The sequence below is a fragment of the Mesorhizobium metallidurans STM 2683 genome, assembly GCF_000350085.1.
Taxonomy (GTDB): domain Bacteria; phylum Pseudomonadota; class Alphaproteobacteria; order Rhizobiales; family Rhizobiaceae; genus Mesorhizobium; species Mesorhizobium metallidurans.
Map to the genome: position 1 here is coordinate 1 of NZ_CAUM01000189.1, position 10,450 is coordinate 10,450.

The following is a 10,450-nucleotide window of genomic DNA, read 5'->3' on the forward strand; positions in this document are numbered from 1 at the left end:
TACGACACCGATTCACGGTAGCGCCTTGGCAGTAAGCGCCCACTCTTCCTTCTTCCAAAGGCCGATCAAGTCCGAGGACCCGACGCCTCCTTCCGGTTCGGGATCTGTTTCTATGGGACCGAGCGTCACCGTCCTGCTTCCTTGATCCCTTGCCTTCCCTTACAATCTCTTCCGCACACAGAGGAGTTCCGCCATGAGCGAAGACGCCTTCAACATGTCGATCCGCAAGTTCCTAAAGGAAGTCGGCGTCACCTCCCAGCGCAAGATCGAGGAGACGGTGCGCGAAGGGCAGATCGGCGGCGAGAAGAAGAAGAAGTTGAACGTCCGCATCACGCTGACGGCGGAAGGCACCGGCCTCAACCACGTGGTGGACGGCGAGATTGAACTTCCATAAGCCAGGCGAACCGTCCGACGCGGCCGAAAGCGTCGGGACGGACTAGCTGTGGGATGGGGTCTGGTCGGATCCACGCAGTGCCGCTCACCACACTCTTGGCTATCGGCCCGACTGGTGCAGTTCGAATACAAGCGAAAACCAGGGCCATCGACCTGTTGCGGACTGCGCCGCTCATTCGACATCGACATTGGCCAGCGGCCACGCCGGGCCATCGCCGGTTGCCTCCTCCTGACGGCCAAGCTCCCGCAGCACCTGACTCACCGACACCCGCCAGGCAAGCCATTCGAGACGATCATGGGCGATCTGTTCAATGTACTGACTGTAGAGCTGCGGATACGCGGTCCTAAGCCAAAATCGATGCTCCGGACAAAGCGCCATTGCCGCAAACACCTTGTCGCGCCATGCGTTCCTGATCTCCGGCTCGAAAAGATCGGGCTGAACACGAACGGTCTTCGGATCTTTCCAGGAGAAAGGCTCCAGAAGGACATCACAGCTCCACGTCACTTCCTGATCTTGTGTCACGGTTCCCGCGCAAGGTCTTGGAGGGACCGGGGATGTGCTCGCAATTTCATCCGGTCATCCTCACGGTTGCGCCATTGGCTTTGAGCGCCGCCATCAGCATCGGCCCGACGGAGAACTGCCCTGCCCTCGCTTTTTCGGTCAGCACCCGCAGATAGCCGCCGGCCGAGTTGATATGCTGGGCCCTTTGCAGGATGCAGGCAATCACGATCGCGGCGACCTCCTGACCCATCACATGGCAAGCCTCCTCATAGGCTGAGGGCGACACGCCAAGGTAGCCTCGCACCTGGGCCGCGGTGATCATCAAGTCGCGCCAACTGCCAATGCCATCGACGGCGTAGTCCGCAATTTCGGGGCAGGCCTTCAACACAAGTCCGATCGGATAGCCTTTCGGCTTCTCGTCGGCTGCTCGTCTTGGTTCGACCGTCGCCCCGCTTTTCTCCAAAGCAGGTTCAAGTTCAAAAATAGAGTAGGTGTTTGAATCAGATTGCTGCCGCTCGTTTTGAGAGTCATTGCCGCTCGGATTCGTGGAATTCATATGAATTTCCAGCACCTTATCCACTTCGTCGTGCAACGCGGCCAGATCAGCTACGATCCGTTCGAGCTCGGCAGTGCAGGCTCGGCGCGGAATTGCCTCCACAATGCCGCGGAAACGCTTCCACAGGCCTCCCCAGTCGCCCGGGACATCTTCGTCAAGGGCCGCCTCTATCAGCTTGTGGATGTCACGGCGGTGCAAGGTGATCCGCTCGCGCATAAGCCTGAGCGCCCTGTTGTCGGCGCGAACACGTTCGGCCGCCGCCTGGAACTCGTAAGCACGGGCCAGCAGCGGCGCCAGGGAGAAGCCAAATGCTTCCTCGATCTCCCCTCCCCGGCCCTTGCGGGCGTAACGCTTGCCGTTCGGGCTATCCCGACGGATGATCAGCCCGCAGTCGACAAGCGCGGCCAGGTGCCGCCTGAGTGTGGCATCAGGCATCCCGTGTGCCCTGAGGGACAGCTGAGCGTTCGAGGGAAAGACGATGAGGTCGTTTTCCTCACTCAGCTCACTGTCAGGATAGAATGACAGCAACGCATTCAGGACGGCCAGGGCACGATCGCCGATGCCGACGATGCTCCTGCCCTCGCAGAGGTTGCGGTAGATCTGCCACTTGTCGACGACCCTGCCCTTGGGGATCTCACGTGACTCGTTTTGCGCTGCCAGCATGGCAAGCGACATCGGCCGCCGCCCAAAGGGCGTCGTTGCAATACCCGTCTCCATTTTCTTTCACCCTCGATTAGGCAAAAGAAATCTGCTCGCCAAAACGACGCCACGACTCTTGACAGTGATTCGGGGAAATGCGATTCTCAGCTTGCTACAGACGTGAGAAGGGCTTCCGCGACGGTGACGTTCGGGGGCCTTTTTCTTTTGCGGTTCAGTCTCCTGTTTTCTTTGCCTGTTCCGATTCCCGGAAGGCCACGAAAAGTTCGTCTAGCCTATCAGCAATGAACGCGCCGAAGGTCGACGCGTCCTTCGATTTCAAGGCTAGCGTAAAGATCTTTCCTGTATCGGTGATCTTGGCGCGTACGGACTTGTCCCCTGGCGTCCAAGCTCTGTCTTGCGACTTCGCCGGCGCTCGGGCACGATTCGGAACGGAACTCAGGAAGTCAAACAATCGTGTGAAGCGGATATCGCTCTGAAGCGACGAAAAGTCTGCGCGCTTCACATAGTCCGCTGCCCTGAGCCCATTTTCATGGCGCTCCATTAGCTTTGCGAGTTGCCACCAGCGATCTCGACCTATGCCCTTGGCCGCTCCGACCGCCAAAATAATTCCCTCGGGGACGTGGCTGGTAACCGAGCGCATCTTGGAAAATGTCGTATCGTCCAGCGCTAGCGCCAGCTTGACGGTCTCAGGCGAATGGCCGGCCTTGAGGATACGCTCGGCAAATAAGGTCCGTTCAATGAAGGACAGATCTGCCCTGGCAGCGTTCTCCTGCCCCTGGGCTATCACATGGTCCTTATCGTCCATGTTCTTGACGACCGCTCGAACGGGCCGGCCCAAATGCCGGGCGACCTTGAGCCTTCGGTGTCCAAAGACAGTCTGATAGCGCCCTGGCGCCGATGGATGCGGCCTGACCAGGACGGGGGAATCTTGCCCTCGCTCCCGAATTGCCGCCAGCAGCTCAAGGAACTCGTCATCAGCGTCGTCGATACGATCTGAAACGAACGAACTGTCGATCAGGGCGGGATCCAGATCGACCACGGAACTCTTGGACAGTTCCTCAAAGGATTGCATGATCGATCGCGAGGCGCCTCGAACGGCGTAGTTGGCGACGTCCCGCACCTCCGCGGCAGCAGCCCCTGCCCCCATCACGCTTCCGAATACGTCCTTGCGGGCCATTCAATCGCTCCGATTTTCCGCTAGGCGACTGATTTCGTAGAAAAAACCGCCTTTTTTTACTGCGGTAAAGTGCCCTTCAATCATGACCTGCCCCATGTGCGATGAATGAGGTCGACGATTTCCGAATTCACTGCATCAAGTGACTCAAGCGCCCGATCGTAGGTCGAGCGCGTAAACGCCGATTTCTCCACCTCATACAGGGTCTGCTTGGTCAGACCGGCGTCCGAGATGGCAGTTGACTTGAGCATCGGGTTCTCAAGGATCTGACCGGCCAGCATGGACTGCATGAAGCCGACCATCTGCGCTTGCGGAATGTCCGTGGGCTCGTAGCGGGTGATGAGGTAACGAAACCAGTCCAACTGGATTGCCGCGCCAGCCGCCTTAATGGTCTTCAGTATGCCCCCGAGCATCAGCAGAAACTGACTCATGGACATCAGATCAAGCATCTGCGGATGAACCGTGATCAGAACGGATGTCGCTGCCGACATCGCCGTCAAGGTTAGATAGCCAAGCTGCGGCGGGCAATCGATGACTACGATATCGTAGCGGCTGTCCACTTCTGACAGCGCCTTTGCGATTCTGGTGAAAAACTGCCGGCCTGTACTGGACGACTTGTCCTGCATCGCTAGCGGCGTGTCGTACTCGTACTCCTGGAGTTCCAGATTGGCTGGGATGATGTCCAAGCCTGGGAAGTTGGTCGGCGATATCACGTCCGAAATCGGCTTTTGATCCTCATCGTAACGGATTGCCTCGTAGAGAGAGAGGTTGCGGTCCAATTCGGGCTGGAACCCATGAAGCGCAGAAAGCGACGCTTGCGGATCGAGGTCAATTGCCAAAACGCGATGCCCCGTCAGGGCCAGGTGTTGGGCGAGGTGGGCAGCCGTGGTGGTTTTGCCGCTGCCTCCCTTGAAATTTACGACCGCCACGATCTGGAGCTTGTCTCCAGGCTTGCGGTGCGGCACGTACTTCTTCACTTCGGTCCGGCCATGGCGGTCCAGGAAATGGCGCAGCTCGAGCATCTGCTCCGCCGTGTAAGACCGCCGGCCGGAGGAATTTTGAGCGGGCAGGGCTCCTTTGCCCTCGAGATGAAGGCGCTTCAAATTGTTCTGCGACACGCCAAGATAGTGGGCGACTTCAGCCATTGAGAACGTGCGCAGAGTCTTTGTCGCGTCGGGTGGAAACTTCTCCATACGGAGTTGATTGAGGCGTCGCGATATCTCGGCACCCTGCTCGAGAATTTTGTCATCGAACTCGAAGCTTGGTAGCCGCATGGCGATGTTCATTCTCGTCGAAATCCGAATTGGCGCTTTTTGCGATGAAACTATCCAACAAGCGCCATTAAGCTCCGATTCGGCCAAGCACAGCAAGAAGTTTTGGGTTAACAGAAGGTTAACGGTGCGGACCAGCTCTCGGGGCCAACATCTCGATCATCGCCGACACGGTTTCCAGCCGTGCAGACCTAAGCCTATGTTTCCTCTGCCATAAGCACCAGAATTTACCGCAGTAAAACGAGTCGCGCAGCAGCAATTGAGCTAGCCGGACTTTGCAGCCGCTGCCGACAGGACGGGCCGAGCATCGGGGGCAGCCCAGGGCATTGCAGGAGGTTATCGAGATATGGGCACGCAGAAATGCGCCAGCATCTTGGCCCACGATGCGAACGGGCCGAACAAATCTGCAGTTGCGGCGGCCATTTGCGCGATCTCGCGGAAAAAGCGCAGGTGTGCGCAGAAGTTCTCGGTGGCCGATGATCACCGCGTTGCCGGCGCGCGGTCGATCAGATTGCTGACCGAGACAGATGGCGCAGTGTCTTGACGCCGTCGTCGGACGAGATGCCGACCAAAACCGCGCTACAATCGAAGGGGCGGCACCGGATCCCGCGTATCAAGCGCCTCGGCGCCACAGTTTTGCGTCTCGCTCAAAACAGATACGGTTTGTCCGCCCAGGCGAGCAGAACGGCGGCGTCCTGATCGGGTAGCCGCACCCGGCCCGTGCGCAGGCCTTCGGCGATCGCGTGACCGACGTTCGGATCGACCCAGTGGCCGTGGGTCATCAGAAAGAACCAGGCGAAGGGCAGACCGATTTCGGTGTCGATCGCCTCGATCCGTTCCATCAGCCGATGCACGGAAACGCCTTCGTCGGCGAGCAGCCTCTCAGTCGGGAATTTGAGGGGCTGCGGAATAAAGCCAATCTCGCGCCGGCCGCGATCCTCGAGGTCGTGGATGTCGAAGGCCCAGTGCGCAAAGATGCGGTCGATGGCCGCACTCGATCGCTCCCAGGCAACAAAAAAGCGGCTTTCGCGAGGCACGAAATCGAACCAGTCGGGATTAGCGTCGAAAAACGCGGTGTCGCGCGTGCCATCTGGCCCGACCTCACGGATGACACGGTTCTCCAGCTCGGGCCGCTGCGCCTCGCGCTGTTCGCGTTCGATGCGCGTCCGGCGCGCCAAAAAAACTGCGCATGTGGACGATGCCGCCGCCGGAACGGCCGCGCAGCCGGTAGACGGGCCCTGCGAGCTGATGTGTCTCGACCGCGGAACCGCGCAAAACCCAGGTCGGCTCGAACAGAGCGTCGACGTTGCGGGGACGATAGTCGGGATCGACCACCGCGCCGGCCAGAAACTCGATCTCGCGGCCGAGCGAGATCTGCACGAAGTCGGCGACGCCGGGACCGGTCGGGGCAAAGGCGAAGGCGGTGGTGCCGCGCCATTCGGCGAATTTTTCCCCGCTTTGGCGATGCCGGTTCCAGAAGGCGTTGAGGTCACCGCCGACCTTGGCCAGTTCATGCTCGACCCAGGCGCGATGGTCGCACAGGCGGGTGCCGTCGGCAGCGACAACGTCGTGAGGGTTGCACCAGTATGGATCGTCAATGGTCGCGACGGTGAAAACGAAGCCCGGAAAGGCCTTGTTCAGGGCAGGGGAGAGTTCGACGTCGGCCGACTGCGGCTCTAAACCCGCGAGCACGGTTTCGACGGAAGCGGGGTCGGGTAGGCGGACGGGTTTTTGCTCGGTCATTCTCGGGACTCCGGCCGGGTTGGAAATCCGCGCTTTTTTCGTCAAGGGAACGCCGTGCGTCGTCGTCGACGATGTTGGACCCGATTCTGGCTCATTTGGGTCACGAGAACAACGCTGACGTCGCCGACCGCCGATGGGTGCGGAAGAGGGCGGCAACTTGTGCGACATGCCTGAGACGACTATCTAGCACGTATTATGAGCAAGCATCTCGATTCAGTCCTGACGACGGTGAACGCGCCCTACAGCGATCAACTGGACGACGCGGCGCTTGCGCATTGCCTTGCTGATATCGATCTGGCCAAGCAGCATCCCGGTCATGTCAGCGCCTTTCTCGGCGAGGTCCCTCTCGCCCAGCAAGTCGAGTTCGCAACCGCGCACCACATCGCGGTCGACGACCTGAAGGCTTTTGCCGCCCAGTTCTCTGCCTGGTCCGGCGAGAGCTATCCGCTCACCGCGTAATGGCTGGACTTGATAGCCGACGTCCGTCCGAATGGCGGCGGCTTTTGGTATCACTATCGACCTGATCGACCAGCTTCGCGAGAATGCCGGGGGGCGATGACTTTGAATGGTCATTTGGCGGCGGAACGGCGATGATGATCCAGATCGGCCATCGCAAAAGCCGTGACATCGATATCTTCCTCGACGACCCTCAATTGCTCGAATTCCACCTGCACTTCGAAACAATGCCATCCGACTATCTGGGTGACGGCTTCAGTTACCGCCTCACCCAGCGATCAACCGGGGGAGGGGAGGGGCTTTTCACAGCCCGGACGCCTTGGTGAGATTGACCCGGAAGCGGTCACGCCGCCGCTGATACCTACGGGTCATCTCGGCGCTGGTATGGCCGAGTTGCTTCTGCACATAGCCTTCATCGACCTCGGCCGAGGAGGCGAGGCCAGCACGCCCATGTCTGGAAAAAATTCAATCCAGCCGCGACCGACGTCGGTTTGATCACGCGCAACACCAGGCCGAGATCCCGAGGGCTGGGCCGTGATGTACAGGCCGACGATTTGTGGGTCTGGCGGCTGCGGATCAAACGACGTGACGCCGGCCGCAGGAGCAAAACTCCCTTCCAGTCAGCGGCATAGGGCGCGTCGGGTGTTTGCCGAACTTGCTGCCTCGACAAAGTCGCGCGGACGGTCGGCTCAATCCGCGTGCGTGCTAGGGAGCACCTCGAATTGGTTCGGTGCCGAGCTTGAAAGCTGCCCTGAACTGCCATATATTTTGCACAAGAAACATGACTCTCAATATGGTAGGATGAATTCTGTGGCTCATGCACTGAAGATCCCCGAGCAGAATGGACCTCTCATCTTGTCCTATATGGACCGGAACGGGAAGATTGCGATCGAGCAGGTCGCGGACGGTTTTGGCATGTCCAAGGGCCAGTTGGCCCAGACCGCCGGTCTTGCTCGCGAGACCCTTTATCGCTCAGAGCGCAGCGCTACGGTTAAGACACAGGGGCGTCTGCGGGAAATGCTTGAGATCATCAGTCGCGTGACGGATTGGGCGGGCGGCAAGGAGCAGGCGATGGCTTGGTATCGAGCTCAGCCGCTTCCAGCATTTGGCGGACGCACTGCTGAAGCGCTGGTGAAGGATGGCAAGGCAGCTGCGGTGCGTGATTATCTCGATCACATGGCCGTTGGTGGTTTTGCGTGAGGTTCGTTGGAACCTGCTACCGCGCACACGATCCACGTTGGGCATTCAAGCCGACTTCCGGCGAAGGGGCGGCGATCAGAGGTGCGCGATTTAATCCCAAAGGCGTGCCGGCGCTCTATTTGGCGCTGACCATCATGACAGCGGTCAAGGAAGCCAACCAGGGGTTCGCGCACCGGATCGATCCGTGCGTGCTGTGTTCCTATGAGATCGACTGCGATGACATCGTGGATCTGACAACGGACGAGGCGAGGGGAGAATTTTCTATCGCGCTCGAGGAGATGACCTGCGCCTGGGGGACGGCGCTCGGCGACGGAGAGCGCCCAGCGTCCTGGTTCATCTACGACCGCTTGCGACCTCGAAATATTGCCGGCATTGTGGTCCCAAGTTTCGCGCCGAGCGCCGAGATGGAGGATCGCAACCTGGTCCTTTGGGACTGGGGTCCGGATCTGCCGCACAAGGTAACCGTATTCGACCCGAGCGGCCGGTTGCCGAAGGACCAGCTATCCTGGCGATAACGCCCTTCTCGGCATCCCAAGGGCAGGGGAGGGGTCTTTTCGCCCTACAGACCTGATGCTTTGGTGAGATTGACACGGAAACGATCGCGGCGGCGCTGGTAGCGACGGGTCATTTCAGCAGAGGCGTGTCCGAGTTGTTTTTGCACATAGCGCTCGTCGACTTCGGCCGAGGAGGCGAGGCCAGCGCGTAGCGAATGTCCGGCAAAGAGCTTTGCTCGTTCGCCTTCCGACAGATCGCCGCGCACGCCGGCCGCCAGCGCAGTGCGCTTGACGAGGCGGGCGACCTCCTGGTCGTTGAGCCGATCGGCGCCGACCGCCTTGCCCTCGCCGGTGACGCGCCGGAACAGCGGTCCGTGCGCGATACGGGCGAGCTTGAGCCAGGTCTGCACGGCTACAACCGGGCAGGTGGCATCGGACGAGCCGCGCCCGACTTCGACCTCCCGCCAACCGGTCTTGCCGCGAAGGGAAACGAGCATGCCCTTGTCGAGGATCTCGATCCAGCCGCGGCCGTCCTCGGTCTGGTCGCGGCCGACATCTAAAGCCACGATCTCGGAGCGGCGCAGGCCGCCGGCAAAGCCAAGCAGCAGCATGGCGCGGTCGCGCAAGCCGCGTAAGCTTCCGCGGTCGAGTGTTTCCAGCATGGCGATCAGATCCTCGGGAAGGATCGCTTCCTTCTGCCGCGGCGGGGCGGCGTGCTTGTTGCGGATGCCGGCCATCACGGTGGCGATGTGCCGGTCCTTGCGGTCCAGCGGCTGGCCGCGCTGGGCGTAGTTCCAAGTCAGCGAGGAGAGCCGGCGTTCAATCGTCGACACGGAGTTTGGTGTCCTGTCGCCGGTGGCCGTGCCGGATGCGCAAGCGGCGATGTACAACCCGACGACTTGCGGATCGGGCGGGAACACCTCGACGCTTTGGCGCCGGCACCAGCTCCCGAAATGCTTCCAGTCGGTGGCGTAGGCGCGCCGCGTGTTCGCCGAGCTGGCCGCTTCGACATAGCCGCGCGCGCGGTCGGCCAGATACTCAAGATGTCCCGGTAGCCGCGCGGTGCCGCCGGTGCCGATCGCAGGAAGGGGAGGGGATGGGGCCTCGCCCGCGTTACTGGTTGGCCCCTCATCACTGGTGGTCATGCCCATGGCGCGAACCATCTCGACGATGTCGGGCAATTCTTCGTCTGCTTCGTCCGCCATCACCGCTTCCGCTCGTGCAATTCAAGATTCGCAAGATTATTCGGCTCAGCCAGCTCTTGTCCACGAACTCGAGGATCTGGTACCGGTTGAATAACATAGCACCACGTGCTATCTTTTGCTATGGCGGATCGAATATTCAAGACAGCCTGGTTCGCCAAGGCGGCGCGCAAGGCACTGCTTCCAGATGCCGCGCTTATGCGTGCGGCCAGGGAGGCTGAGCAGGGTAAGGCGGACGATCTGGGCGGAGGCGTTTTCAAAAAGCGGCTCGGCGACAATCGGTTTCGGTCGATCCTGCTCGCCAGGAGCGGTGAATTCTGGGTCTACGTCTATCTGTTCGCCAAACAGGACAGGGCGAACATCGATGATGACGAATTGCGCGCCTTTCGAGAGCTGGCGACGCTCTACCGGCGCAAATCCACCGCCGATTTGGACGCGGAATTGAATGCTGGAGCTTTGATGGAGATTGGCGATGGCGATTAGACGGAAATTCAAGAGCGACGCCTTCGAAGCGATCCACAGCGCGGTGGAAGGCATGGTGCGCGCCGGCACGGTCGACAAGCAGACCCTGCGCTCCTTCGACGAAGCCTGCCTGTCCCGGCCGACGATATTCGACGCCAGGAAGATCAAGGCGCTGCGCGAGCGCAACCACGTCAGCCAGCCGGTGTTCGCCCGCCATTTGAACACCTCGGAATCGACGGTGCAGAAATGGGAGAGCGGCGCCAAGCGGCCGAGCGGCATGGCGTTGAAGCTTTTGACAGTGGTCGAAAAGCACGGTCTTGACGTCCTGAGATAGGCA

At 60.4% G+C, this 10,450-nt stretch carries 12 protein-coding genes and 3 pseudogenes; 8 read left to right on the forward strand and 7 right to left on the reverse strand.

From position 1 onward, the window contains the following. Positions 1–193 precede the first annotated feature (193 nt). Positions 194–394 (forward strand): DUF6494 family protein, encoded by a 201-nt coding sequence (locus MESS2_RS29730; protein ID WP_008878415.1) that lies wholly within the window; start codon positions 194–196, stop codon positions 392–394. A 171-nt stretch (positions 395–565) separates the two neighbouring features. Here MESS2_RS29730 and MESS2_RS29735 read toward each other — a convergent pair whose 3' ends face one another. The 4 genes from MESS2_RS29735 to repA form a co-directional block, all read right to left on the reverse strand. Next, complete coding sequence (locus MESS2_RS29735) at positions 566–916, reverse strand: DUF5131 family protein (protein WP_008878416.1); 351 nt, start codon at positions 914–916, stop codon at positions 566–568. Between the two features lie 46 nt (positions 917–962). Continuing rightward, the gene (gene repC, locus MESS2_RS29740) at positions 963–2,168 is read right to left on the reverse strand and encodes a plasmid replication protein RepC (RefSeq protein ID WP_008878417.1); all 1,206 of its coding nucleotides are present in this window, start codon (positions 2,166–2,168) and stop codon (positions 963–965) included. 154 nt (positions 2,169–2,322) lie between these two features. Beyond that, entirely contained in the window at positions 2,323–3,288 is a 966-nt protein-coding gene (repB, locus tag MESS2_RS29745) for a plasmid partitioning protein RepB (RefSeq protein WP_008878418.1), read from the reverse strand. A gap of 80 nt (positions 3,289–3,368) precedes the next feature. Continuing rightward, complete coding sequence (gene repA, locus MESS2_RS29750; protein ID WP_008878419.1) at positions 3,369–4,571, reverse strand: plasmid partitioning protein RepA; 1,203 nt, start codon at positions 4,569–4,571, stop codon at positions 3,369–3,371. A gap of 331 nt (positions 4,572–4,902) precedes the next feature. Between repA and MESS2_RS29755 the strand changes: the two genes are divergently transcribed. Further along, positions 4,903–5,100 carry a hypothetical protein gene (locus MESS2_RS29755; RefSeq protein WP_040594435.1) on the forward strand — a complete coding sequence of 66 codons (198 nt, stop codon included), beginning with the start codon at positions 4,903–4,905 and terminating at the stop codon, positions 5,098–5,100. Between the two features lie 103 nt (positions 5,101–5,203). Here the strand turns inward: MESS2_RS29755 and MESS2_RS29760 are convergent. Next, positions 5,204–6,299: pseudogene (locus tag MESS2_RS29760) on the reverse strand (hypothetical protein). Between the two features lie 195 nt (positions 6,300–6,494). Here MESS2_RS29760 and MESS2_RS29765 point away from each other — a divergent pair. Continuing rightward, positions 6,495–6,758 carry a hypothetical protein gene (locus tag MESS2_RS29765; protein WP_008878422.1) on the forward strand — a complete coding sequence of 88 codons (264 nt, stop codon included), beginning with the start codon at positions 6,495–6,497 and terminating at the stop codon, positions 6,756–6,758. An 83-nt stretch (positions 6,759–6,841) separates the two neighbouring features. Next, a pseudogene (locus MESS2_RS34320) lies at positions 6,842–6,964 on the forward strand (nucleotidyl transferase AbiEii/AbiGii toxin family protein); the annotation flags it as partial. Between the two features lie 94 nt (positions 6,965–7,058). On the opposite strand, the pseudogene MESS2_RS33775 reads toward MESS2_RS34320, so the two are convergent. Further along, a pseudogene (locus MESS2_RS33775) lies at positions 7,059–7,217 on the reverse strand (integrase); the annotation flags it as partial. Between the two features lie 348 nt (positions 7,218–7,565). Between MESS2_RS33775 and MESS2_RS29775 the strand changes: the two are divergent. Continuing rightward, complete coding sequence (locus tag MESS2_RS29775) at positions 7,566–7,955, forward strand: MbcA/ParS/Xre antitoxin family protein (protein ID WP_006339603.1); 390 nt, start codon at positions 7,566–7,568, stop codon at positions 7,953–7,955. Next, positions 7,952–8,470 carry an RES family NAD+ phosphorylase gene (locus tag MESS2_RS29780; RefSeq protein WP_008878426.1) on the forward strand — a complete coding sequence of 173 codons (519 nt, stop codon included), beginning with the start codon at positions 7,952–7,954 and terminating at the stop codon, positions 8,468–8,470. Before MESS2_RS29775 ends, MESS2_RS29780 begins: the two co-directional genes overlap by 4 nt. Before the next feature lie 44 nt (positions 8,471–8,514). On the opposite strand, the gene MESS2_RS29785 is transcribed toward MESS2_RS29780, so the two are convergent. Next, on the reverse strand, positions 8,515–9,654 hold the full coding sequence (locus tag MESS2_RS29785) for a site-specific integrase (protein WP_008878427.1): 1,140 nt from the start codon (positions 9,652–9,654) through the stop codon (positions 8,515–8,517). Between the two features lie 120 nt (positions 9,655–9,774). Here MESS2_RS29785 and MESS2_RS29790 point away from each other — a divergent pair, with 120 nt between their 5' ends. Next, positions 9,775–10,134, forward strand: a complete 360-nt coding sequence (locus MESS2_RS29790) for a type II toxin-antitoxin system RelE/ParE family toxin (protein WP_008878428.1) — start codon at positions 9,775–9,777, stop codon at positions 10,132–10,134. Continuing rightward, positions 10,124–10,447 carry a helix-turn-helix domain-containing protein gene (locus MESS2_RS29795; protein ID WP_008878429.1) on the forward strand — a complete coding sequence of 108 codons (324 nt, stop codon included), beginning with the start codon at positions 10,124–10,126 and terminating at the stop codon, positions 10,445–10,447. Before MESS2_RS29790 ends, MESS2_RS29795 begins: the two co-directional genes overlap by 11 nt. The last annotated feature ends 3 nt before the right edge of the window (positions 10,448–10,450 follow it).

What these genes read in the sequence shown, in the direction of transcription:
- MESS2_RS29730 (WP_008878415.1), top strand. Translation starts at nt 194, where the DNA reads ATGAGCGAAGACGCCTTCAACATGTCGATCCGCAAGTTCCTAAAGGAA.
- repC (WP_008878417.1), bottom strand. Translation starts at nt 2,168, where the DNA reads ATGGAGACGGGTATTGCAACGACGCCCTTTGGGCGGCGGCCGATGTCG.
- repB (WP_008878418.1), bottom strand. Translation starts at nt 3,288, where the DNA reads ATGGCCCGCAAGGACGTATTCGGAAGCGTGATGGGGGCAGGGGCTGCT.
- repA (WP_008878419.1), bottom strand. Translation starts at nt 4,571, where the DNA reads ATGAACATCGCCATGCGGCTACCAAGCTTCGAGTTCGATGACAAAATT.
- MESS2_RS29755 (WP_040594435.1), top strand. Translation starts at nt 4,903, where the DNA reads ATGGGCACGCAGAAATGCGCCAGCATCTTGGCCCACGATGCGAACGGG.
- MESS2_RS29765 (WP_008878422.1), top strand. Translation starts at nt 6,495, where the DNA reads ATGAGCAAGCATCTCGATTCAGTCCTGACGACGGTGAACGCGCCCTAC.
- MESS2_RS29785 (WP_008878427.1), bottom strand. Translation starts at nt 9,654, where the DNA reads ATGGCGGACGAAGCAGACGAAGAATTGCCCGACATCGTCGAGATGGTT.
- MESS2_RS29790 (WP_008878428.1), top strand. Translation starts at nt 9,775, where the DNA reads ATGGCGGATCGAATATTCAAGACAGCCTGGTTCGCCAAGGCGGCGCGC.
- MESS2_RS29795 (WP_008878429.1), top strand. Translation starts at nt 10,124, where the DNA reads ATGGCGATTAGACGGAAATTCAAGAGCGACGCCTTCGAAGCGATCCAC.